Genomic DNA, 21,964 nt, shown 5'->3' with positions numbered 1-21,964 from the left:
ATCCGTGCCGGGCTGAAGCGTATTTCAAGCGATGCCACCTTTCGCTTGCAAGGGACTCTTCAATGTCGACCGCTTCCAGCCTTGCCCAGATCCTGCCGCTTGCCACGCCGCAGCCGTTGTATGAATTCGCCGAATCACCGTTGCTGCTGCGCCAGCAGCAGCAGGAGTCCAATGCGCGCAGCTATCCGCGGCGGATTCCGCTGGCGCTCAAGCGCGCCCGCGGGATCTATGTCGAGGACGTCGAAGGGCGGCAGTTCATTGACTGCCTGGCCGGGGCCGGTACCCTCGCGCTGGGCCACAATCACCCGGTGGTGGTGGCGGCGATCCAGCGTGTGCTGGCCGATGAACTGCCCCTGCATACGCTCGACCTGACCACACCGGTGAAGGACCGCTTTGTCCAGGACCTGTTTGCCATTCTGCCCGAAGCCTTGCGGCGTGAGGCGAAGGTCCAGTTCTGTGGCCCGACCGGCACCGACGCGGTGGAAGCTGCGCTGAAACTGGTGCGCACGGCGACCGGTCGCAGCACGGTGCTGGCGTTCCAGGGTGCCTACCACGGCATGTCGCAGGGGGCGCTGAGCTTGATGGGCAGCGTCGGGCCCAAGCAACCGCTGGGCGCGTTGCTGGGCAACGGTGTGCAGTTCATGCCGTATCCGTATGACTACCGTTGCCCGTTTGGCCTCGGCGGTGCCGCAGGCGTGCGCGCCAACCTGCATTATCTGCAGAATCTGCTGCTCGACCCGGAGGGCGGCGTGCCGCTGCCGGCAGCGGTGATCCTCGAAGTGATACAGGGCGAGGGCGGCGTGATCCCGGCCGATATCGAATGGCTGCAGGGCGTGCGGCGCATCACCGAGCAGGCCGGTGTGGCGTTGATCGTCGACGAGATCCAGAGCGGCTTTGCCCGCACCGGCAAGATGTTTGCCTTTGAACATGCCGGCATCGTGCCGGACGTGGTGACCCTGTCCAAGGCGATTGGCGGCAGCCTGCCGTTGGCCGTGGTGGTCTATCGCGACTGGCTCGACACGTGGAAACCGGGCGCCCATGCCGGCACCTTCCGTGGTAATCAGATGGCCATGGCGGCGGGCTCGGCAGTCATCGACTATTTGCTCGAGCATCGCCTGGCAGACCACGCCGAGGCCATGGGCCAACGCCTGCGTGGCCACCTGCAGCAGTTGCAGCGCAGCTACCCGCAGCTTGGCGATATCCGCGGGCGTGGCCTGATGCTGGGCGTCGAGCTGGTCGAGCCGAATGGGCCACTCGACACCCGCGGGCATCCGCCGGTGGCCCGCGAGCTGGCGCCGAAGGTGCAGCGCGAGTGCCTCAAGCGCGGTTTGATTCTCGAACTCGGCGGTCGGCATGGCGCAGTGGTGCGCTTCCTGCCGCCACTGATCATCACTGCCGAGCAGGTCGACGAGGTCGCGCAGCGCTTTGCCGAGGCCTTGCAGGCTGCGTTGGGGAGCTGCGGCTAATTCGCCGAAAAGGCGTCGAGGATGGTTCTGGGGGCGGGCTTGAGCGACAATGGTCGGCCATTCACGGAGTAGCCCATGACCGATTACACCCCCGACGCCGTCCTCGACGCCAGCGGCCTGAACTGCCCGGAGCCAGTGATGATGCTGCATCAACAGGTGCGCGCACTGGCTGCCGGCGGCCTGCTCAAGGTCATCGCCACCGACCCGTCGACCCAGCGTGACATCCCCAAGTTCTGCACCTTCCTCGGCCATCAGTTGCTTGAGCAGCAGGAACAGGCTGGCACTTATCTGTATTGGATTCGCAAAAAGGCCGATTGAGCCGCGCTGGATCGCGCCCGGCGCAGGGCCTACACTGCGGACCCCTGACAGGAGAGCGCCATGCTGATAGTTGCCGACGAAAACATCCCGCTGCTCGACGCGTTTTTTGCCGGATTCGGCGAGATCCGCCGCTACCCTGGCCGCAGCATCGATGCTCAGTGCGTGCAAGATGCCGACGTGCTGCTGGTGCGCTCGGTAACCGATGTCAATCGGCAACTGCTGCAAGGCAGCAAGGTCGGCTTTGTCGGTACCTGCACCATCGGCACCGATCACCTGGATCTGGACTACTTCGCCGAGGCCGGTATCCGCTGGAGCAGCGCCCCGGGCTGCAATGCCCGTGGCGTGGTCGACTATGTGTTGGGCAGCCTGCTGACCCTGGCCGAGCTCGAGGGTGAAAACCTCGCCGAGCGGGTCTATGGCGTGGTCGGTGCCGGGCAGGTTGGTGAGCGTCTGGTACGGGTGCTGCATGGCCTGGGCTGGAAAGTACTGGTGTGTGACCCACTGCGACAGGCGGCGGAAGGCGGCGATTTCGTCAGCCTCGATCGCGTGCTCGAGCAGTGTGATGTGATCAGCCTGCACACTCCGCTGCAGCGCGACGGCGAACACCCCACCTGGCACTTGCTCGGCGCCCCGCAACTGGCGCGGTTGCGCCCGGGCGCGTGGCTGATCAACGCCAGTCGCGGGCCGGTGGTGGATAACCAGGCGCTGCGTGAGTTGCTGCTGCAGCGCGACGATCTGCACGCGGTCCTGGATGTGTGGGAGGGTGAACCTCAGGTTGACCTGCAACTGGCCGACCTGTGCACGCTGGCGACGCCGCACATTGCCGGTTACAGCCTCGACGGCAAGCAGCGCGGTACGGCGCAGATCTATCAGGCATTTTGCCAGTGGCGCGGCGTGCCGGCGCCTGTGCAGTTGGCCGATCTGCTGCCGGAACGCGACCTAGTCCAGATAGAACTGAATGCGGCCAGTGATCCGGCCGTGGCCTTGGCGACGGTCTGCCGAGCAGTTTACGACCCGCGCCGCGACGATGCCGACATGCGCCGTAGCTTGAGCGAGGATCCGATCGAACAGCGAGCAACCTTTGACCTGCTGCGCAAGCATTACCCCGTGCGCAGGGAAATCGAAGGGTTGGCAGTGAAGTTGCGCGGCGAGTCGGCGCAGTTGGCGCAGATGATCAATGCGCTGGGGGCGGTGCTGGTTTAGCAGTAGTAAAGCAGGGGCCGCTTGGCGGCCCCAATCCAGCCCGCGCAGCGCTCAACTAGCTAACTGAGCGCCACGCTGCTGTGATCCAATCAATTCTTCTCGGCAAGCGCCACTCGGCTTTTTTCCAGCTCTTCACACGCTTGTTTGATCATCTCAGGGGTAATTGCCACTTCGCGGCCCTGGTCGTCGATGATCGAGCCGCAAATCGGCTGCGGTTGCGCTTGCTGGTTGGCGTGCGTTTCACTGTGCTGCTGCATGTGCTGTCTCCTCATCAGGTTCAAACCAAGCCTATCCACGGGTCGTGACTGGCGTATGACATTGTCTGTGCCGCCACGACTGCTCTAGTCCAACAGAAAGCTCGGCAAAGCTCCACCAGCACTTTAGAACCATAAGCTATTGCTACTGTGCTCTGCTGTGCTGGCCAATGGCATGTCCTTTTCTGCGATCCTGACAACCGCTGCAAAGTTCAGCCTGTGCAGATGGATGGTAGGCTTGCTGCTTCTTCGCCTGAATGATCTGAGTCATGACCGAACCTGTCTCCTCACGTCAGCGCCGCGCCTTGCGCCTTAGCTGGCGGTTTCTGCGTCCCTACCGCAAGCAGGCGGTACTGGCACTGCTCGCGCTGGTCGTCACCGCTGCGATCACGTTGTCGATGGGCCAGGGCATTCGCCTGCTGGTCGATCAAGGCTTCATGACCGGTTCTGCGCACCAGCTCAACCAGACCCTCGGCTTGTTCATGTTGCTGGTGCTGGCACTGGCGATCGGCACGTTCAGTCGCTTCTACCTCGTGTCGTGGATCGGCGAGCGCTGCGTGGCCGATATCCGCCGCGCCGTGTTCGACCACCTGGTCGGCCTGCATCCGGGCTTTTTCGAGGACAACCGCAGTTCGGAAATCCAGTCGCGGCTGACCGCTGACACCACCTTGTTGCAATCGGTGATCGGCTCGTCGTTGTCGATGTTCCTGCGCAACGCCTTGATGGTGATTGGCGGCGTAGTGTTGCTGTTCATCACCAACCCCAAGCTCACCAGCATCGTCGTGCTGGCACTGCCGCTGGTGCTGGCGCCGATCCTGTTGTTTGGCCGACGGGTGCGTAGCCTGTCGCGGCAGAGCCAGGACCGGGTCGCCGATGTCGGCAGCTATGTCGCAGAGACCCTCGGCCAGATCAAGACCGTGCAGGCTTACAACCACCAAAACCTCGACCGTGAACGGTTTGCCGACACGGTCGAGGCGGCCTTTGATGTGGCGCGGCAGCGGATTGCCCAGCGGGCCTGGCTGATCACGCTGGTCATCGTGCTAGTGCTCGGCGCTGTCGGGGTAATGCTCTGGGTGGGCGGCATGGACGTGATCGCCGGGCGTATCTCCGGTGGCGAGCTGGCCGCATTCGTGTTCTACAGCCTGATCGTCGGCAGCGCGTTTGGCACCCTCAGCGAGGTGATCGGCGAGCTGCAACGCGCGGCTGGGGCGGCAGAGCGGATCGCCGAGTTGCTGGCAGCGCAGAGTAAGATCCTGCCGCCGGCGCTGAGCGCGGGCTTGGCCAACGCGCGCGCCAGCGGTCGCATCGAGCTGCGCGAGGTGCGCTTTGCCTACCCGTCGCGGCCGACCGTGGCGGCGCTCGATGGCCTTAGCTTGCTGATCGAACCGGGCCAGACCTTGGCGCTGGTTGGTCCGTCCGGCGCCGGCAAGTCGACGTTGTTTGACCTGTTGCTGCGTTTCTATGACCCGCAACAAGGCAGCATCCTCCTCGATGGCCAGGCATTGACCAGTCTCGACCCACTGTTGTTGCGTAGCCAGTTCGCGATGGTGGCGCAGAACCCTGCGCTGTTTCGCGGCTCGGTTGAGGCCAATATTCGCTATGGCCGCCCCGATGCCAGCTTCGCCGAGGTGCAGGCCGCGGCCCGCGGGGCGCATGCCGAGGAGTTTATCCAGCAGCTGCCGCAGGGTTATCAGACCTTGCTTGGGGAAGGCGGGGTCGGCTTGTCCGGTGGGCAACGCCAGCGCCTGGCGATTGCCCGGGCGCTGCTGGTGGATGCGCCGATCCTGTTGCTCGACGAAGCCACCAGTGCCCTCGACGCCCAGAGCGAGCACCTGATCCAGCAGGCGCTGCCCGCGCTGATGGCGGGCCGTACCACCCTGGTGATCGCGCACCGCTTGGCCACCGTGCAGCATGCTGACCGCATCGCGGTTATCGACAAGGGCCAGATTGTGGCGGTGGGCAGTCATCGCCAGTTGATCGAAGAAAGCCCACTGTATGCGCGGTTGGCGCAGTTGCAGTTCACCTCGAGCTGAAATTGGAGGCACGTCGCTGATCTGTCACATTTCTGTAGCAATGGCCTGAGACTATCTGCCTCAGCGTAAGTGCTCGACCTGGCTGCTATCGACTGATGGCAGCTTTTTTTTGCCCTGCGAACGAGGACATGGATGTCTGTCGTGGTGCTGCCTGCAGCGCCGTTTTCTTCTCTCCTTGTTCTCGAGACCCGCATGTTGCGTACATCCCTTCGCGTGCAAATTCTCTCTCTGCTGGGCGGCAGCCTGATCGCCATGCTGCTGATCGCGCTGGTTTGCTTCCAGTTCCTGTCGTCCAGCGTGCGCAGCTATGCCGAGCTGGTCGATGGCCCATTGCGCGCGTCACAGTTGATCGACGAGGCCAATTTGCAATTCAAGATCCAGGTGCAGGAGTGGAAGAACGTGCTGCTGCGCGGCCGCCAACCGGCCGAGCTGGACAAGTACTGGCAACAGTTTCAGAGCCGCGAGCAGCAGGTGCAGAGCCTGCTGGCGCAGTTGCTGGCAGACAGCGATGGCGAGCTGACGGCGCCACTGCGCCAGCTGCGCGACAGCCATCGCCAGTTGGGCCAGGCCTACAGCAAGGGGCGTGAGGCGTTTCTGGCCGCCGGCGGCGACCCGGTGGCAGGCGATGCGGCGGTCAAGGGTGTCGACCGCGCCGCCAGTGAGCAGATGAGCGCGCTGGTCGAGCAACTGCGCAGTGAGGCCCGCGAGCGTGCGGCGATCATCAATGACAGCGCCCAGCGTACCGTGTGGATCGGTCTGCTGGTCATGCTCGGCTCAGCCATATTGGTGGGGTTGCTCAGCCTGTGGCTGGTCAACCGCAGCCTGATCGAGCCAATCCGCCAGTTGATCGACTATGTGGCCCAGCTCAGCCAAGGACGTTTCGCCGCCCGCGTTGATGATCGCCGTAAAGATGAGCTCGGGCGCCTGGCGCGTGCGGCCAATACCTTGCGTGATTTTCTTGCCGAGACCATCGGCCGGCTCAAGGACAACGCCGAAGAACTGGAAGGCGCCAGTGGCCAGTTGCGCAACCTTGCCGGCGACATGGCGCGGGGCACCCAGGATCAGTTCCAGCGCACCGATCAGGTGGCCACGGCCATGCATGAAATGTCGGCGACTGCGCAGGAGGTCGCGCGCCATGCTGCCCAGGCCGCCCACGCTGCCGACGATGCCGATCACAGTGCGCAGGCGGGCGAGCAGGTGATGCAGGCAACCATCGAGACCATTGCCGGGGTCAACCGCGAGATTGCCGGCACCGCTGCAGTGATTCGCGACCTGGAGCACGACAGCACGCGCATTGGCAAAGTGCTTGAAGTCATCCGCGGGATCGCCGAACAGACCAACCTGCTGGCACTCAATGCCGCGATTGAAGCGGCTCGTGCCGGAGAGGCCGGGCGCGGATTTGCCGTGGTCGCCGATGAAGTACGCAGCCTGGCCCAGCGCACGGCGGCTTCGATTGCCGAGATCAATCAGATCATCGACGCGGTGCAATCAGGAGCGGTGGAGGCGGTCAAGGCGATCGAGAGCGGCCAGCGGCGCAGCGAGGAGGGCGCCGAACAAGTCCAGCATGCGGGGCAGATGCTGCAGCGGATTACCCAGGCGGTCGAGGCGATTCGTGATATGAATCGGCAGATTGCAACGGCAGCCGAGGAACAGACCAGCGTGGCCGAGGACATCTCGCGCAACTTGATCGAAATCACCCGCATCGCCACGGCCAATCAGCAGGCGGTCGAGCATACCGAGCAGGCTGGGCAGCGCTTGCATGGGTTGTCCGGGCAGTTGGGGCAGGTGACGGCGCGGTTGGGGGTGTGAACTTTGTTCGACTCAGAATTGCCGGGGCCGCTACGCAGCCCTTTCGCGACACAAGGCCGCTCCTACGCCGACCGCGTATTACCTGAATGCGCGGTCTCTGTAGGAGCGGCCTTGTGTCACGAAAGGGTCGCGTAGCGGCCCCAGCGATTTAGCATTAGCGCAGATCAGAGCTCTTTGACAGTACGAACCTGATCTTTATTGATGCGGGTACGCTTGCCGTCAAGCTGCTCGATTTCATAGAAGCCGGAATCGTCGTCATAGCTTGGAGTATCTACCGCCTGAATTTCGCGGCCGTCGTTCAAGGTGATCACGGTTGGCGAAGCACAGCCGGCGAGGGCGCCGAGGCCAAGTGCAAGAATAAAGGCGGGAAGGGTCCGTTGAATCATCGTGTTTCTCCTGTCGATGGTGCTTGATGGTTTTATGACGCGGTGTGTCCGCGCAAGTTCCTCAGCCAGTGCAGCATAGTCACAGCAGGCTGACATTGACCGAGAACAAGCCTCGCGTTCGGCGCTGTGCGGGCTGTGATATAACAGGCGCCATCTTCTTCCTTCCCTGCGCTGGAGCCCCCATGAAAGCCAAGGCAGATACCCCGTTCGTGCCGCTGAACATTGCCGTGCTCACGGTCAGCGATACCCGCACTTTCGAAACCGACACCTCTGGCCAGGTGTTCGTCGACCGTCTCACCGAGGCTGGTCACCAATTGGCCGCGCGGGTGCTGCTCAAGGATGACCTGTACAAGATTCGCGCTCAGGTTGCGACTTGGATTGCCGACGACCAGGTGCAGGTGGTGCTGATCACCGGCGGTACCGGTTTCACCGGCCGTGACAGCACGCCCGAGGCGGTCGCCTGCCTGCTGGATAAACAGGTCGATGGCTTTGGCGAATTGTTCCGGCAGATATCGCTTGCCGACATCGGCACCTCGACCGTCCAGTCCCGGGCCTTGGCTGGTCTGGCCAATGGCACGCTGGTGTGCTGCCTGCCGGGCTCGACCAATGCCGTGCGCACCGGCTGGGACGGCATTCTTGCCGAACAGCTCGACGCGCGTCATCGCCCGTGCAACTTTGTCCCTCATCTGAAGCAGGCAGCGGCCTGTGACAGCCGTGGTTGAACCCGCCCCAAGCCGGCCATTGATGCCGGTCGAAGAGGCCCTGCAACGTCTGCTGGCCTTGGCCGAAGCCGCGCCAATCAAGGACACCGAGTGGGTTGCCTTGGCGGCCGCTGAAGGCCGCGTGCTGGCCACCGAGCTGGTGGCCGCACTGGACCTGCCGCCCTGGCCGAACAGCGCCATGGACGGCTACGCCCTGCGCCTGGCCGACTGGCACGGCGAGCCGCTGGCGGTCAGCCAGCGGATCTTCGCCGGGCATGCGCCGCAGCCGCTCCAGGCCGGGACCTGCGCGCGGATTTTCACCGGTGCGCCGCTACCCGAGGGCGCCGACTGTGTCGAAATGCAGGAAAACGCCCAAGTGCTGGATGACGGCCGGGTAACCTTCGGCGAGCCGTTGCGGGTGGGCCAGAATATTCGTCCGCAGGGCCAGGAAACCCGCGTTGGCGAGCAGGTCATGAGCGCTGGCACTCGGCTTGGGCCGATTGAACTTGGCCTGGCGGCGACGCTTGGGCATGCGCGCCTCGAAGTGGTGCGCAAGGTGCGCGTGGCGCTGCTGTCGACCGGTGACGAACTGGTCGAGCCGGGTTTGCCCCTGGGGCCGGGGCAGATCTACAACAGTAATCGTCGCCTGCTCGCCAGTTGGCTGCAACGGCTGGGCTGCGAAGTGGTCGATGCCGGTATCCTGGCTGACGACCTGCAACTGACCCGCGACTGCCTGACGCGGTTGGCTGACGTTGACCTGATTCTTTCGACGGGCGGGGTTTCGGTAGGCGAGGCTGATTATCTCGGCATCGCCCTGCGTGAAGCTGGCGAGCTGGCGCTGTGGAAGCTGGCGATCAAGCCCGGCAAGCCGCTGACCTTTGGCCATTATCGCGGTGTACCGGTGATCGGCTTGCCTGGCAACCCGGCCTCGACCCTGGTCACCTTTGCCCTGCTGACGCGACCTTATCTATTGCGTCGCCAGGGCGTGGCAAATGTCACGCCGCTGCAGTTCAGCGTGCCAGCCGGGTTCGATTGGCCCAAGGCCGGGACGCGCCGCGAGTACCTGCGCGCCCGTATCGAAGACGGCCGCGTGCGCATTTACAAGAACCAGAGTTCGGGTGTGCTGCGCAGCGCGGCGTGGGCTGAAGGTCTGGTCGAAGTGCGCGAAGGCAGCACCCCGCAACAGGGCGACAACGTCAGTTTCATCCCCCTCAGCGAACTACTTGGCTGAGCGCCTCAGAATCACCGCCGCTGGCGCTGGGGCGGTGCTTGGCAGCGTCTGGGTCAAGCGCGTGTGCACGCTCTCCAGCTGCTGCGCGACGACGCTCCAGTCATGCCGCTGGCGGGTGAACTGGCGGCCGCTTTCGCCCAGCTGACACATCCGCCACGGCTGATTGAGCAACTGGGTGATCTGCAACGCCAAGTGGCCGCTGTCATCGCTGCCCAGGTAATGCTCGCCGTTGTTGACCGCCAGTCCCGACACACCCTTGCTGGTAGTGATCACCGGCAGGCCGGCTGCCATGGCTTCGAGAATCTTCACTTTGGAGCCGCCGGCATACCGTAGCGGGGCAAAAAACAGCGCGGAGCGGTGCTGCAGTTCGCGCAGGTCGGGGCGGTAGCCGATCCATTCGATACGCGGGTCGTTCCAGTGCAGCTTCCAGCTCGCCGGCAGGGCGTGCCCGGCAATCGCCAGGCGCACGGCGGGGTTGCTCAGCCAGACCTGCGGCAGGATTTCTTCCAGCGCCCACTCGATAGCCTCGAGGTTGGCGCCATACTCGAAATTGCCGACAAACAGCAGGCGCTGACTGTGCGCGGCGGGGCGCACCTGTTCGAAGTAGTCGCAATCAACGCCGTTGACCACCACATTGACCGGCCGGCCGCTGATCTGGCTGATCAACTCGGCATCATGCGGGCTCACCGCGACCACCTCCGAGGGCTGGCGCAGCACCCGCTGCTCCCAGCGCCGGTAGCGCCAACGGTCGAATGCGTTCAGAGGTCTGAGCCACAGCGGCAGGCGGTCGTGACAGGCAGCACCCATCACCGACTCCAGCGTGTGTTCGCTGAGCATGTAGGGCAAGCCGCGGGCCTGCAGAGCTTTTTCGAAGGGCTGAAAGCTGTAGCTGTGCTCGATCTGGATAACATCCCAGGGCTCGTCCAGCAGTTGTTCGAACTGATGACGCAGGGCAGGAGCCAGGCCATGGATGATCGCCCGCATGGGGTAATCGATGATCGGCGAAGCAAGCAGGTTGAGTGGGCTGTGCAACGCGCGCCTGGGCAGCACGATCAGGCGCTCGAGCAGGGGTTCAAGGGCAGTGCGGGCGGCGTCGCCGAGGGGCACCTTGGACTGCACCAGCAAGGTAATCCGGTGACCACGCTGCGCCAGTTCGCGCAGCAGATGGTATTGCCGGGTCTTGCTGCCACTGGTGGTTGGCCAGGGCAGGTAGGGCAAAGTCCAAAGTATGCGCATCGCCCCAAATCCTCGCTGACGGTTGGGTCATGGATGGCAAGGCACGCCCGCACAGGTTCAGCCGATGGCGGCTTCTTCCGGGACGCGTCCGTAGATATCAGTAAAGCGCACGATGTCGTCTTCGCCCAGATACTCGCCGCTCTGCACCTCGATCATCACCAGATCGATCACCCCCGGGTTGGTCAGGCGGTGGGTACGGCCTGGCTTGATGAAGGTCGACTCGTTGGTGTCGAGCAGGAACTCTTCGTCACCGTTGGTCACGCAGGCCATGCCACTGACGATGATCCAGTGCTCGCTGCGGTGATGGTGCATTTGCAGCGACAGCGATTCGCCGGGGCGGACCATGATCCGCTTGATCTTGAACCGCGCACCTTCCTCGAGGATGGTGTAGGTGCCCCATGGCCGGGTCACGGTCCGGTGCAGGCGATAGGCTTCGTGGCCCTCGCGCTTGAGCTGCTGGGCGATGATCTTGACTTCCTGGCTGCGCGCCGCATCGGCGATCAGCAGCGCATCGGGGGTGTCGATGATGATCAGGTTGTCCAGGCCCACGCCACCGACCAGGCGCCGCGGCGAGTCGATGTAGCAGTTGCTCACATCATGCAGTACGGTCTCGCCATTGGCGTAGTTGCCCTGAGCGTCGGTCTGGCGCAGTTCGCGTACTGCTTCCCAGCTGCCGATATCGCTCCAGCCCAGCTCGCACGGTACCACTGCAACCTGGCTGGAGCGCTCCATCAACGCGTAGTCGATGGAGATGTCCGGCGCCAGAACGAACGTGTCCGGGTCCAGTTCTACCTGAAGGGCACGCTCACCTTGTTTGCTGACGCTCTGCTCAAGGCAATGGGCGACGGTTTCCAGCACCTCGGGCGCGTGGGTCTGCAACTCGCGCAGCACGGCGTCGACCCGCAGGCAGAACATGCCGGCGTTCCACAGGTGGCGGCCGCCGTCCAGGTAGGCCTGAGCGGTCGCGGCGTCCGGTTTTTCGACAAAGCGTGCGACCTTGTACGCGCGCTCACCCAATGTCTCGCCTTGCTCGATATAGCCAAAGCCGGTTTCAGCACGGCTGGGCAGCAGGCCGAAGGTGCTCAACCAGCCGTCATGGGCGAGCTGGGCCGCTTGGGCGACCGCTTGTTCGAAGGCTGGGATGTCTTCGATCAAATGATCTGCCGGCAAGATCAGCAGCAGACTATCCTCACCATACTGCTTGGCGCAGTGCAGCGCGGCGGCAGCGATGGCCGGCGCAGTGTTGCGGCCACATGGCTCGAGAATGAAGTCCAGCGCGACATTGAAGCTGTTGACCCGGTTGTATTCATCCTGGGTGCGGAACAGCACGTCGCGGTTGGTCACTGTCAGCACGCGCTCGACACCCGGCAGGGCGCTGGCACGCACGAAGGTCTTCTGCAGCAGGCTTTCACCATCGGCCAGGCGCATGAACGGTTTGGGCATGGCTTCACGGGAAACCGGCCACAATCGGGTGCCGGCACCGCCAGCAATGATGCAAGGGATCAGAACGCTCATTATCACAGCCTCGAAGCGGGGGCGCTGAGGGCAGCGCGATCAAAGGGACTTCGCCATAGACTCAGGCGATCTGTCAGATGTACGGCGAGGCAATAAGTCAAAAAACCGACATTTATTAGTGGCATCCTCCGTGATGGCCAATTATTTGTCGATGATGCGCTTGCTCGCGCCGGCTTTCAATGGCATTTGTGTTAAACCCGCTTATTTTCTGACGCAAGCGCTCTTTGTATGCAGCAATATGCCCTCGGCCATGGTCGAGATTGGGATAGGTATTTTTGCGGAGTGGAACGGATGAGCGAGCGCAAAGCGATGTTGGTGCTGCATGGCAAGCAAGCCATGAACGAGGATGTCAGAGCCGCTGTGGGCACCATGCGCGAGCAAGGCTGGCAGCTCGATGTGCGCCTGACCTGGGAGGGCGGCGACGCCCAGCGGCTGGTCACTGAAGCCCTGGCAGCAGGGTACAGCCACATCATCGCCGGTGGTGGTGATGGCACCCTCCGCGATATCGCCGAAGCCATGGGCCTGGCCGCGACACAGGCCAGCCTGGTGCTGCTGCCACTGGGCACTGCCAATGACTTCGCCAAAGCGGCCGGAATACCGCTGGAGCCAGCCCAGGCGCTGGCCTTGCTGGACCAGCCCGCACGCGCCATCGACCTGGGGCGGGCCGGTGATCAGTTGTTTCTGAACATGGCTACTGGCGGCTTCGGCAGCCAGGTTACGGCCAACACTTCCGAGGACCTCAAGAAAGTCCTGGGCGCAGCGGCCTACTTGTTTACCGGGCTGTCGCGCTTCAGTGAGCTGCAGGCCGCTGCAGTCGAGCTGACCGGGCCGGATTTTCACTGGCAAGGCGATGTGCTGGCGTTGGGTATCGGCAATGGCCGCCAGGCCGGAGGTGGGCATGAGCTGTGCCCCGAGGCGCTGGCTGACGACGGCCTGCTCGATATCGGCATCTTGCCCGCACCGCAGGAGGTGGTCGGTGCGCTGAAAGAGCTGATCGGTGGTGAGGGCTTGTACGTGCGTGCGCGCCTGCCGTGGGTCGAAATAAAAAGTGCGCAGGGGTTGGATATCAACCTGGATGGTGAGCCGATGCACGGCGAAAGTCTGCGCTTCGAAGCCGTCCCGGCAGCACTGCGTGTGCACCTGCCAGCCGATTCACCGCTGCTCAGTCGTCCAGGCTGATGATCTTCTCGCGCACGGCAAACAGCACCAGGCCTGCGACGTCGTAGATCTGCAGGCGCTTCATGATCTGGGAGCGATGGGTCTCCACGGTCTTGATCGACAGGCCCAGGCCGCCGGCTATTTCCCGAGTTGATTTGCCGCGTACGATCAAGCGCAGGATTTCCAGCTGGCGTGCAGTGAGGTTAAGTCGGTCGTTGATGCTTTGGCGGCTGTTCTGCGCGCGCAGCAAGGCCTGGTTGATCACGGTGTGAGCGATCGCTGGGCTGAGATAGCGTTCATCCCCACGCAAGGCGCTCAGCGCCTGCTCCAGTTCAACAGCGCTGGTGTCTTTGAGCAAGTAGCCATGCGCACCGCATTCGAGCGCACGCATGATCAGCTCCGGATCAGTGTGCATCGACAGAATCAGCACTTTGCAGGGATGACCGCTGGCACGCAGTTGGGTCAAGGCGTCAAGGCCGCTGGTAGAGCGCATGGAGATATCCAGCAGGACGATGTCCGGCTGCAGCTGTTCGACAAGCGCGTTGAGCTGGCCGCCGTCATCCGCTTCACCAACCACCGTATAGCCAGCGATGTCCGCCACGAGCGCGCGCACCCCCGCGCGAATGAGCGAATGGTCATCGACCAGAAGTAATCTACAGGTCATGGCTGGCAAAGGTCCTGGCGCGTTCTTGAGTGCGGGCTGGCCACGGCAGCATGGCCTCGATGCGGGCGCCCCGTCCCGGTTGGCTGTACACGCTCAGGCTACCGTGCAACGCGTGGGCGCGTTCATGCATGCCGGCCATACCGCGCTGACCGGCCGCAGCCGGATCGCTGTTGGGGATGAATCCGCAGCCGTCATCCTCGATGGTCAAGGCCAGCCCCGCAGCGGTGCGCTGCAACTGCACCCGCAGATTGCGCGCGCTGGCGTGGCGCAGCATGTTGGTGACAGCCTCCTGGGTGATGCGAAACGCAGCCATGCTGATGTCGTCGTTGATCCCGGTCAGGCGCTGTTTGCACTCCAGGCTCCACTGCACCTCGCTATCGTTCAGCGTGCGCAGCAGGTGCTCGCGCAGGCTGGCTTCCAAGCCGAGGCTGGCCAGCTGGCGCGGATTAAGCAGGGCGGCAACATCACGCACACTGTTCAAGGCCTCATCCAGGGTGCTGCGCAAGCTGCTGGCATGGCTCAGCAGCTCGCTTGGCAGGCGCCGCTGGAGCCAGTCCAACTGCAGCTTCGCTGCTGTGAGCAATTGGCCGATATCATCATGCAATTCACGGCTCAGACGCTGGCGTTCGTTCTCCTGGACCTTGAGCATGCGCTCGGCCAGTTCTGCGGGGCGCAGGCTGATCGAGCGGGCCCACTGGTGCCATTGCCAGGCGGCGCCAAGCAGGGCCGCCATCTGCAGCAGGATCAGGCCGATCGGCATCGGCAAGGCTTTTACGTGCAGTGCCACGTTAGCGCTCAGTGATGCCACGCATAGCGCTGCGGTCGTCCAGCGCGCCACGGCGCTGCGAGAGCAGTGGCGCGGGGTAAGATTCAAACGTGGGAACATAAATTGGAAAGCCACTGAGTTAATGCTATTGGAGGCCTTGCACGTGTCTAGTCAGCGGCTTTGGCGTCCTGCTCACAATCAATTAAAAGCATCTGTTCAATTGACGGCTATCTGCATGGGCTGCATTCATTGGCGCGCATGGTATCACTTAAGTTGTGTTTGGTCGCCTTGCTCAGGGGTCTCAAACCGCCGTATTCACGGGCTCAAAACGATCTGGCCGGGTCTGGCATAACTATCAAAAAGCCAGCATTGGCGAGTGCGTGCATAATCGAGCACTGCAACTAACGACTATTACTCAAGCGGCCATTCGGAACTTGCCAAGTGTCTGGCTGATAAATGCAGCTTGATTGACTTAGTTGCAGACGAATGCCGAACTTACTGTACGTTTGGCGGTGATTCCGATGGCGACCTGGCTGACCCTTGCAGGGCGTTGGCCAGATCATCCAGAAGCACTGCCTGCTCGCTGCGGTCCAGGTTCAGTTGTCCGGTTTGGGCATCGACCAGCTCCAGTTGCCAGTCCAGCAGGTTCAGGCAGGCTTCGACTGCCGGCAGTGCTGTGCTATGCAGGTGTCGCTGGCCGCAGGCAGGTGCGAGCAGATGGTGCAGGGCGGAGCTGTAGTGGGCGACCTCGTCAAGGCCCAGTTGCTCGGCGCGTTTGGCCAGCTTGGTGAGGGTGTCGTTGAGGCACCGGCAGGCATCTGGATCATTGTCGATCAGCTGCAGGTGTAGCAGGCACTCCTGCGCCTGGCTCAACAAGCGCTGTGCATCCCGCAGGAATTCCGGCAGCTCGGCGCCGGGCGGCACGCGGCTATCCATCCTGAGCCCCCAGCACGGTGGGCTGGAGCGGGCTGGGCAACACCGAAACGATTGCTAGCAAAAGCCTGACTCCATTCATGCAATGAGAATGGCGTCACATTAATGGCTAATGGATATCGCGAACATCAGGTTAGGCCTGATCGCGGCATAGGGGAAACCCTGAGGGGCGTTGCTGGTTACGCCGCCGTAACAGGTGTTGCTGAAAGTGTCGAAGCAGTAAAGCATGATGGTAAAATGATATCAATCGCCTGGTCTGGATTTGCTGACGAGGGTCAAGCTGCCGGTTTACCCGCCGATACAGAGCAGATGATTACATTTTCCCGATACGCGCCTGGGGGCTTCCAATGGCTGGCATTCTCGACACTGTAGACCAACGTACGCAACTGGTAGGTGAGAACCGCCTGGAAATCCTGATGTTCCGTCTGGCGGGCCGTCAGTTGTTCGCCATCAACGTGTTCAAGGTGCAGGAAGTGCTGCAGCTGCCCAAGCTGACCTTGATGCCGCAGCGTCACGCTTATGTGTGTGGGGTGGTCAACTTGCGCGGGCAGACCTTGCCGGTGATCGACCTGTCCCAGGCGATTGGCATGCGCCCGCTGCAACCAGGCCCGGACAGCACCATCATCGTCACCGAGTACAACCGCTCGGTGCAGGCGTTTCTGGTCGGCGGTGTCGATCGCATCGTCAACATGAACTGGGAAGCCATCATGCCGCCGCCGACCAGTGCCGGTCGCCAGCATTATTTGACGGCGATCACCAAGGTCGAAGAGCAGTTGGTCGAAATCATCGACGTCGAGAAGGTTCTGGCCGAGATCGTGCCGTACAACGCCAAGGTGTCCGGCGACAAGCTTGCCGATCCGGTACTGGCCAAGGCGCGCGGCCGCGAGATATTGCTGGTCGACGATTCCACCGTGGCCTTGGCGCAGTTGCGCGATACCTTGTCGCAACTGGGCGTCAAACTGCATGTGGCCAGCGATGGCCTGAAGGCCTTGCGCATGCTCAAGGCCTGGGCAGATGCCGGTGAAGACCTGTGTGAAAAACTGCTGATGATTTTCACCGACGCCGAAATGCCGGAAATGGACGGCTACCGCCTGACCACCGAGATTCGTAGCGATCCGCGTCTGCGTGGTCTGTACGTAGTGCTGCATACCTCGTTGTCGGGTAGCTTCAACGAGTCGATGGTGAAAAAAGTCGGCTGTGACAATTTCCTGTCCAAATTCCAGCCAGACCGTCTGGTAGAGGTGGTGCGGCAGCGCCTGATGCTTGATCACGCGCCGGCCTGATACCTGCGCGCGTCCTGCTGGGTATAAGCTAGGCGTTTTTGCACTGGCATGAGGCGGGCAGGGATGTTTGTGAGTGAGTTGTATCGGTATCCGGTGAAGTCGTGTCGGGCGCAAAGCCTGCAGGCCTCGCCGGTAGGTCTGCTCGGCCTGGAAGGCGACCGCCGCTGGCTGGTGGTAGAGGAGGGCAACGGACGCTTCCTGACCCAGCGCGCCTGGCCACTGTTGAGTCAGCTCAGTGCCACGGTCGCTGCCAGTGGTGATCTGCTGCTGGAGACGCCAGGGCAGGCACCGCTGCTGGTCGCCGTGCCGGCGGACGACGAAGACTTGCGCGGTGTGACCATCTGGCGCGACACCTTGCGCGTGCCAGACGCAGGCGACGCTGCTGCGCTGTGGTTGAGCCAACTGCTCGGCAAGCCGGTGCGGCTGGTGTATTGCCCCGAGCCGCGCGCGCGTTACCTGCCCAGCGGCTATGGCTTGAACAGCGACCGTGCGGCGTTTCCGGATGGCTTTCCGTTGCTGCTGATCGGCCAGGGATCACTGGATGAGCTGAGCCGGCGGGTTGGCCGGGCGATGGAGATGCTGCGTTTCAGGCCCAATCTGGTGGTGCAGGGCAGCGCAGCGTTTGCCGAAGACGGCTGGAAGCGGATCCGCATCGGTGCGCTGACTTATCGCATCCTCAAACCCAGCGTTCGTTGCATATTCACTACCCTTGACCCGCACACGGGCGAGCGCAGTGCTGACCGCGAACCGCTGGCCACCCTGAAGACATTTCGTGAGCGTGACGGCGATGTGCTGTTCGGGCAGAACCTGGCGGTGGATGGGCCGGGTGAGATTGCCGTGGGCATGCCGGTAGAAGTGCTGGAGTAAGCCGCCAGCTCAAGCCCGCTGCAGCCGATGGCAGCGGGCTTGAGCTTAGGGTGGCTCGATTACATGTCGTCGAAGTAACGCTCGTGCCAGTCCACCAGCGGCTGCGGTGCATTGAGCTTTTGCCCGTAGATCACCGAGTACGACAGCACGTTCTGCACATACTGGCGGGTTTCATCGAACGGGATCGACTCGACCCAGACATCGAAGCTCAAGTGCTTGGCGCCTTTGAGCCACTGCCTCACGCGCCCTGGCCCGGCATTGTAGGCGGCCGATGCCAGCACCCGATTGCCGTTGAATTGACCATGTACCTGGCTCAGATAGGCGGCGCCGAGCTGGATGTTCTTGTCCGGGTTGAGTACCTGAGCCGGTGACGCCAACGGGATGCTGAACTTGCGTGCAGTCTCCTTGGCGGTGGCTGGCATCAGTTGCATCAGGCCGCTGGCGCCCACCGGCGAGCGAGCGTCTTCCATGAAGGCGCTTTCCTGGCGGGTGATGGCAAACACCCAGCTCGAGTGCAGGCCGCGGACCTTGGCTTCGCGCACCAAGGTGTCGCGGTGCGCCATCGGGAAGCGAATATCCAGGTCGTCCCAGTACTGCGCCTGGCTGATGGTGCGAATCGCCGGGAAGTACCAGCGCAGGTCGTAGGCCAGCCGGGCCTGGGCGACCATTTCGTCGCGGTTGAAGTGGCGGCTGACGTGGTACCACTCGCGGCGGCCCTCGACGATCTGGCCGCGGGCATGGAATTCCAGTGCGCGGCGCACGCCCGGAGTGTTGCGCACCTTGTTGACCAGCTGCGGGCTGAGCACCAGCGGTTTGTTGTTCAGCTGGTAGGGCGTCTGCACCCGATCTGCGGCCAGGAAGCCATAGAAGTCACGCTCACGCGCGACCGCTTTGTACAGCAACGGGATCTGCGCGTTGTTCGGCTGTGCCAGTTCCAGGCTGCGCGCCTGCCAATAGCGCCAGCGGCTGCTGGCGGCCAACTCCTGCGGCAGGCGCTTGGTCAGCTCGTAGGCATCTTCCCAGCGGCCCAGGCGCAGCAGCAGGCGCAGGCGCCATTCGCTGACGGTGTTGTCCCGCAGCTCCGGATCGTAACGGGTCATCAGGTCGAGCGCGCGCGGGTCGTAGCGGCGAGCCAGGGTCAGGCCGATCTCGCGGGCGATGGCAACCTTTTCGTCGCGCGAGAAATGCATGCGCTGGGCATAGTCATCGAGCAGCGCCATGGCCCGCTCGGGGTCCTGGCGTGCCAGCCGGCGCAGGCCTAGGCTGACCACGTCGGACATTGCCTCGTTGACCGGGGTGAAACGCGACGGCTGGTTGAGCAGCTCGGGCTTCTGCGCCACATCGATCAGCAATTGGCCCTGGGGGGCGAGGGTGGTCAGGGTCTTGACCAGATTGTTCGCCAATGGGTAGTTGCGCGCCTGTGCGGCCAGTTTGGCTCGCTCCCAGCGTCTGGCTTCGGTGAGCTGACCCTCGGCCGCCCACATCGCAAACAGCGTGTCACACGCAGCAGGTTGCGACTTACCCACGTTCCACAGCTTGGCAGCGCTGGCAAAGCCTTCGGCGCGTTTGCCGGTGCTGAGCTGGTACTGGCCGTTGATGCAGTCCAGCTCGGTGAAGTTGAGCTTGGGGTCGTAGTACTTGGCGAAGGTGGCCCACTCGCCGCGCTCGGACAACCAGCGCAACCAGCGCAGTTTCATCCAGTTGGCTTGTGGCAGGTCGCCGTGTTGGGCCAGAAAACCCTCGATCTCTTCGTTGCTGGCGCTCTTCAGGCGAGCAGTGAGTTCGTCGTACGCCAGATAGGGAGTCAGCGGATAGTCACTGAGGGCCTGCGAGTAGCGCAGGTAGGGACCTTTGTCGCCCTTGGCCAGGGCGCGTTTGGCTTCGTCGTAGTACTGACGCTGCTGGCTAAGGTCGATGGCCTGTGCCGCACTCGCGGTGGCGGCAGTCAGCAGCAGGCATGAAGCAATCTGTAACAGGCGGCTGCGCATGATACGTCCGGGCAGTTGAACCATGGGAAAGTGACGGCGGTGCCAGCACTGTTGTATGGCGTTAGCTTAGCCGGTTGCCGGCTACCGGCGAAAGCACTGCGGTTGTATCGGGGTGTTATCGGCGACCGGATATCGCAAAGCCTTGATACACACGCTGACTTAGTGCTGGCGAGGGTCAAGTCAGGTAGAATACGCGCCCAGTTTTTGGAGATGATCATGACCCTGCTCAAATTAAGCGATGTGTCCCTTGCATTCGGCGCGATGCCGCTGCTGGACAAGGTTTCCTGGCAGATCGCCCGAGGTGAGCGGGTGTGCATCATCGGCCGCAACGGTACCGGCAAGTCGAGCATGCTGCGCCTGATCAAGGGCGAGCAAAAGCCTGATGACGGCTCGGTCTGGCGCGCACCCGCGCTGAAAATCGGCGAGCTGCCGCAGGAACTGCCGGTGGCCGACGAGCGGACCGTATTCGACGTGGTCGCGGCTGGCCTGGACGGCGTAGGCGAGCTGCTCGCGCAGTATCACCATCTTAGCCAGAACATCCATAACGACGAAGATCTGGACAAGCTCATGCACGTCCAGCACGAGCTCGAAGCGCGCGATGGCTGGCGTTTGCAGCAAGTGGTCGACAGCACCCTGAGCCGCTTGCAGCTACCTGCCGACAAGACCCTGGCCGAGCTCTCCGGTGGCTGGCGTCGCCGTGTGCTGTTGGCCCAGGCGCTGGTTTCCGAGCCTGACCTGCTGCTGCTCGATGAGCCAACCAACCACCTGGACATCGGTGCGATTGCCTGGCTGGAAGAAGCCTTGAGCGGCTTTGGCGGCGCGGTGCTGTTCATCACCCACGACCGTTCCTTCCTGCAAAACCTGGCCAACCGCATCCTTGAACTGGACCGCGGTGGGCTGATCGACTGGAACGGCGACTACGCCAGCTTCCTGGTGCACAAGGAAGCCGCGCTGGCGGCCGAAGAGACCGCCAACGCGCTGTTCGACAAGCGCCTGGCCCAGGAAGAAGTGTGGATTCGCCAAGGCATCAAGGCCCGCCGCACCCGTAACGAAGGCCGCGTGCGTGCGCTCAAGGAGCTGCGCGTCGAGCGTGGTGAGCGCCGTGAGCGTCAGGGCAAGGCCAACATCCAGATCGACACCGCGGAAAAATCCGGGAAGCAAGTGATGCTGCTGGAGAACGTCAGCTTCTCGCACCCGAACGGGCCGATGCTGGTCAAGGACTTCTCCATGGTCCTGCAGCGTCAGGATCGGATTGGCCTGCTCGGCGCCAACGGAACCGGCAAGACCACCCTGCTCAAACTGATGCTGGGTGACTTGCAGCCGACGTCGGGCAAGGTCGAGAGCGGCACCAAGCTGGAAGTGGCCTATTTTGACCAGATGCGCCACCAGCTCGACCTGGAAAAGACTGTCATCGAGAACCTCGCCGAGGGGCGCGACTTCATCGAAATCGACGGCCAGAACCGTCACGTCCTGAGCTACCTGGGCGACTTCCTGTTCAGCCCGCAGCGTGCCCGGACGCCGGTCAAAGCCTTGTCCGGAGGTGAGCGTGCGCGTCTGCTGCTGGCCAAGCTGTTCAGCAAGCCAGCCAACCTGCTGGTGTTGGACGAACCGACCAACGACCTCGATGTGGAAACCCTCGAGCTGCTCGAAGAAGTCCTGTGCAACTACAAGGGCACCGTGCTGATGGTCAGCCACGACCGGGCCTTCCTCGACAACGTGGTGACCAGCACCCTGGTGTTCGAAGGCGGCGGCAAGGTTCAGGAATACGTCGGCGGCTACGAAGACTGGATCCGTCAGGGCGGCTCGCCGAAGCTGCTGGGCGTCACCGAAAGCAAGGGTGGCAAGTCCGAACTCAACAGCGCCGTGGTCGAAAAGGCTGCCGATGTGGCCGCGCCAGTTGCTGCTGCACCGGTAGAGGCGAGCAAGAAGAAGCTCAGCTACAAGCTGCAGCGTGAGCTGGAGGCGTTGCCAGGGCAGATCGACGTGATCGAGAAAGCCATGGCCAAGCTTCAGGAAGAAGTGGCTTCGGCGAACTTCTACCAGCGCCCGATCGGCGAGACGTCCGAGGTGCTGGCCAAGCTCGAGAAGCTACAGGGCGAGCTGGATGTTCTGGTCGAGCGCTGGGCAGAGCTGGAAGGCTAAGCGGCCATCAG

At 62.9% G+C, this 21,964-nt stretch carries 19 protein-coding genes and 1 pseudogene; 12 read left to right on the top strand and 8 right to left on the bottom strand.

Annotated elements, in window-relative coordinates; genetic code table 11:
- Positions 1-62: 62 nt before the first annotated feature.
- The 3 genes from K3F44_RS11785 (at position 63) to pdxB (ending at position 2,987) form a co-directional block, all read left to right on the top strand.
- Entirely contained in the window at positions 63-1,466 is a 1,404-nt protein-coding gene (locus K3F44_RS11785) for an aspartate aminotransferase family protein (RefSeq protein ID WP_150570731.1), read from the top strand.
- Between the two features lie 75 nt (positions 1,467-1,541).
- Complete coding sequence (gene tusA / locus K3F44_RS11780; protein WP_101321253.1) at positions 1,542-1,784, top strand: sulfurtransferase TusA; 243 nt, start codon at positions 1,542-1,544, stop codon at positions 1,782-1,784.
- Between the two features lie 60 nt (positions 1,785-1,844).
- Positions 1,845-2,987, top strand: a complete 1,143-nt coding sequence (gene pdxB / locus K3F44_RS11775) for a 4-phosphoerythronate dehydrogenase PdxB (protein WP_220634079.1) — start codon at positions 1,845-1,847, stop codon at positions 2,985-2,987.
- An 89-nt stretch (positions 2,988-3,076) separates the two neighbouring features.
- Here pdxB and K3F44_RS11770 read toward each other — a convergent pair whose 3' ends face one another.
- The gene (locus tag K3F44_RS11770; protein WP_178080784.1) at positions 3,077-3,244 is read right to left on the bottom strand and encodes a PA1571 family protein; all 168 of its coding nucleotides are present in this window, start codon (positions 3,242-3,244) and stop codon (positions 3,077-3,079) included.
- Between the two features lie 266 nt (positions 3,245-3,510).
- Here K3F44_RS11770 and K3F44_RS11765 point away from each other — a divergent pair, with 266 nt between their 5' ends.
- The 3 genes and pseudogenes from K3F44_RS11765 to K3F44_RS25105 all read left to right on the top strand — a co-directional run bounded on the left by K3F44_RS11765 (position 3,511) and on the right by K3F44_RS25105 (position 7,083).
- Positions 3,511-5,274 carry an ABC transporter transmembrane domain-containing protein gene (locus K3F44_RS11765; RefSeq protein ID WP_101321247.1) on the top strand — a complete coding sequence of 588 codons (1,764 nt, stop codon included), beginning with the start codon at positions 3,511-3,513 and terminating at the stop codon, positions 5,272-5,274.
- 132 nt (positions 5,275-5,406) lie between these two features.
- Positions 5,407-6,150 (top strand): annotated as a pseudogene (locus K3F44_RS25110) (methyl-accepting chemotaxis protein); the annotation flags it as partial.
- Positions 6,151-6,315: 165 nt separating this feature from the next.
- The gene (locus K3F44_RS25105; protein ID WP_375139929.1) at positions 6,316-7,083 is read left to right on the top strand and encodes a methyl-accepting chemotaxis protein; all 768 of its coding nucleotides are present in this window, start codon (positions 6,316-6,318) and stop codon (positions 7,081-7,083) included.
- Between the two features lie 164 nt (positions 7,084-7,247).
- Here the strand turns inward: K3F44_RS25105 and K3F44_RS11755 are convergent, their stop codons facing one another.
- Positions 7,248-7,469, bottom strand: a complete 222-nt coding sequence (locus K3F44_RS11755; protein WP_150570734.1) for a YgdI/YgdR family lipoprotein — start codon at positions 7,467-7,469, stop codon at positions 7,248-7,250.
- 182 nt (positions 7,470-7,651) lie between these two features.
- Between K3F44_RS11755 and moaB the strand changes: the two genes are divergently transcribed.
- Positions 7,652-8,191 (top strand): molybdenum cofactor biosynthesis protein B, encoded by a 540-nt coding sequence (gene moaB / locus K3F44_RS11750; protein ID WP_101321240.1) that lies wholly within the window; start codon positions 7,652-7,654, stop codon positions 8,189-8,191.
- A gap of 22 nt (positions 8,192-8,213) precedes the next feature.
- Positions 8,214-9,401 (top strand): gephyrin-like molybdotransferase Glp, encoded by a 1,188-nt coding sequence (gene glp / locus K3F44_RS11745; protein WP_220634182.1) that lies wholly within the window; start codon positions 8,214-8,216, stop codon positions 9,399-9,401.
- On the opposite strand, the gene K3F44_RS11740 is transcribed toward glp, so the two are convergent.
- Together K3F44_RS11740 and K3F44_RS11735 are read right to left on the bottom strand one after the other, a co-directional pair.
- Positions 9,390-10,637, bottom strand: coding sequence for a glycosyltransferase family 4 protein (locus tag K3F44_RS11740; protein ID WP_220634077.1), 1,248 nt, complete (start codon positions 10,635-10,637; stop codon positions 9,390-9,392). The two genes, glp and K3F44_RS11740, sit on opposite strands and share 12 nt — an antisense overlap.
- Positions 10,638-10,694: 57 nt before the next feature.
- Positions 10,695-12,152, bottom strand: a complete 1,458-nt coding sequence (locus tag K3F44_RS11735; protein WP_220634076.1) for a mannose-1-phosphate guanylyltransferase/mannose-6-phosphate isomerase — start codon at positions 12,150-12,152, stop codon at positions 10,695-10,697.
- A 291-nt stretch (positions 12,153-12,443) separates the two neighbouring features.
- Here K3F44_RS11735 and yegS point away from each other — a divergent pair, with 291 nt between their 5' ends.
- A complete protein-coding gene (gene yegS / locus K3F44_RS11730; RefSeq protein ID WP_101321232.1) occupies positions 12,444-13,331 on the top strand; it encodes a lipid kinase YegS in 888 nt (295 codons plus the stop codon).
- Here the strand turns inward: yegS and K3F44_RS11725 are convergent.
- From K3F44_RS11725 to K3F44_RS11715, 3 genes are all read right to left on the bottom strand, one after another.
- Positions 13,315-13,974 carry a response regulator transcription factor gene (locus K3F44_RS11725; RefSeq protein ID WP_101321230.1) on the bottom strand — a complete coding sequence of 220 codons (660 nt, stop codon included), beginning with the start codon at positions 13,972-13,974 and terminating at the stop codon, positions 13,315-13,317. The genes yegS and K3F44_RS11725 overlap by 17 nt on opposite strands.
- A complete protein-coding gene (locus K3F44_RS11720; protein WP_220634075.1) occupies positions 13,964-14,860 on the bottom strand; it encodes a sensor histidine kinase in 897 nt (298 codons plus the stop codon). The genes K3F44_RS11725 and K3F44_RS11720 overlap by 11 nt, the downstream gene beginning before the upstream one ends.
- 375 nt (positions 14,861-15,235) lie before the next feature.
- On the bottom strand, positions 15,236-15,676 hold the full coding sequence (locus K3F44_RS11715) for a histidine kinase (protein ID WP_220634074.1): 441 nt from the start codon (positions 15,674-15,676) through the stop codon (positions 15,236-15,238).
- Positions 15,677-16,020: 344 nt separating this feature from the next.
- Here K3F44_RS11715 and K3F44_RS11710 point away from each other — a divergent pair, with 344 nt between their 5' ends.
- The gene (locus tag K3F44_RS11710) at positions 16,021-16,956 is read left to right on the top strand and encodes a chemotaxis protein CheV (protein ID WP_101321223.1); all 936 of its coding nucleotides are present in this window, start codon (positions 16,021-16,023) and stop codon (positions 16,954-16,956) included.
- Positions 16,957-17,019: 63 nt separating this feature from the next.
- Positions 17,020-17,823: an MOSC domain-containing protein gene (locus K3F44_RS11705; RefSeq protein ID WP_188036425.1), complete on the top strand. Its 804-nt coding sequence runs from the start codon at positions 17,020-17,022 to the stop codon at positions 17,821-17,823.
- 59 nt (positions 17,824-17,882) lie between these two features.
- Here K3F44_RS11705 and K3F44_RS11700 read toward each other — a convergent pair whose 3' ends face one another.
- Entirely contained in the window at positions 17,883-19,811 is a 1,929-nt protein-coding gene (locus tag K3F44_RS11700; RefSeq protein ID WP_150570740.1) for a transglycosylase SLT domain-containing protein, read from the bottom strand.
- A 216-nt stretch (positions 19,812-20,027) separates the two neighbouring features.
- On the opposite strand from K3F44_RS11700, the gene K3F44_RS11695 reads away from it, so the two are divergent.
- Positions 20,028-21,953 (top strand): ATP-binding cassette domain-containing protein, encoded by a 1,926-nt coding sequence (locus K3F44_RS11695; RefSeq protein ID WP_101321216.1) that lies wholly within the window; start codon positions 20,028-20,030, stop codon positions 21,951-21,953.
- Positions 21,954-21,964 lie beyond the last annotated feature (11 nt).

Origin of the sequence: Pseudomonas sp. S07E 245, from assembly GCF_019599025.1 — a bacterium.
Taxonomy (GTDB): domain Bacteria; phylum Pseudomonadota; class Gammaproteobacteria; order Pseudomonadales; family Pseudomonadaceae; genus Aquipseudomonas; species Aquipseudomonas shirazensis.
The sequence above is the reverse complement of the archived record's forward strand: the minus strand, read 5'-3'. Positions and strand labels throughout refer to the sequence as shown.

What these genes read in the sequence shown, in the direction of transcription:
- K3F44_RS11785 (WP_150570731.1), top strand. Translation starts at nt 63, where the DNA reads ATGTCGACCGCTTCCAGCCTTGCCCAGATCCTGCCGCTTGCCACGCCG.
- tusA (WP_101321253.1), top strand. Translation starts at nt 1,542, where the DNA reads ATGACCGATTACACCCCCGACGCCGTCCTCGACGCCAGCGGCCTGAAC.
- pdxB (WP_220634079.1), top strand. Translation starts at nt 1,845, where the DNA reads ATGCTGATAGTTGCCGACGAAAACATCCCGCTGCTCGACGCGTTTTTT.
- K3F44_RS11770 (WP_178080784.1), bottom strand. Translation starts at nt 3,244, where the DNA reads ATGCAGCAGCACAGTGAAACGCACGCCAACCAGCAAGCGCAACCGCAG.
- K3F44_RS11765 (WP_101321247.1), top strand. Translation starts at nt 3,511, where the DNA reads ATGACCGAACCTGTCTCCTCACGTCAGCGCCGCGCCTTGCGCCTTAGC.
- K3F44_RS25105 (WP_375139929.1), top strand. Translation starts at nt 6,316, where the DNA reads ATGGCGCGGGGCACCCAGGATCAGTTCCAGCGCACCGATCAGGTGGCC.
- K3F44_RS11755 (WP_150570734.1), bottom strand. Translation starts at nt 7,469, where the DNA reads ATGATTCAACGGACCCTTCCCGCCTTTATTCTTGCACTTGGCCTCGGC.
- moaB (WP_101321240.1), top strand. Translation starts at nt 7,652, where the DNA reads ATGAAAGCCAAGGCAGATACCCCGTTCGTGCCGCTGAACATTGCCGTG.
- glp (WP_220634182.1), top strand. Translation starts at nt 8,214, where the DNA reads ATGCCGGTCGAAGAGGCCCTGCAACGTCTGCTGGCCTTGGCCGAAGCC.
- K3F44_RS11740 (WP_220634077.1), bottom strand. Translation starts at nt 10,637, where the DNA reads ATGCGCATACTTTGGACTTTGCCCTACCTGCCCTGGCCAACCACCAGT.
- K3F44_RS11735 (WP_220634076.1), bottom strand. Translation starts at nt 12,152, where the DNA reads ATGAGCGTTCTGATCCCTTGCATCATTGCTGGCGGTGCCGGCACCCGA.
- yegS (WP_101321232.1), top strand. Translation starts at nt 12,444, where the DNA reads ATGAGCGAGCGCAAAGCGATGTTGGTGCTGCATGGCAAGCAAGCCATG.
- K3F44_RS11725 (WP_101321230.1), bottom strand. Translation starts at nt 13,974, where the DNA reads ATGACCTGTAGATTACTTCTGGTCGATGACCATTCGCTCATTCGCGCG.
- K3F44_RS11720 (WP_220634075.1), bottom strand. Translation starts at nt 14,860, where the DNA reads ATGTTCCCACGTTTGAATCTTACCCCGCGCCACTGCTCTCGCAGCGCC.
- K3F44_RS11715 (WP_220634074.1), bottom strand. Translation starts at nt 15,676, where the DNA reads ATGGATAGCCGCGTGCCGCCCGGCGCCGAGCTGCCGGAATTCCTGCGG.
- K3F44_RS11710 (WP_101321223.1), top strand. Translation starts at nt 16,021, where the DNA reads ATGGCTGGCATTCTCGACACTGTAGACCAACGTACGCAACTGGTAGGT.
- K3F44_RS11705 (WP_188036425.1), top strand. Translation starts at nt 17,020, where the DNA reads ATGTTTGTGAGTGAGTTGTATCGGTATCCGGTGAAGTCGTGTCGGGCG.
- K3F44_RS11700 (WP_150570740.1), bottom strand. Translation starts at nt 19,811, where the DNA reads ATGCGCAGCCGCCTGTTACAGATTGCTTCATGCCTGCTGCTGACTGCC.
- K3F44_RS11695 (WP_101321216.1), top strand. Translation starts at nt 20,028, where the DNA reads ATGACCCTGCTCAAATTAAGCGATGTGTCCCTTGCATTCGGCGCGATG.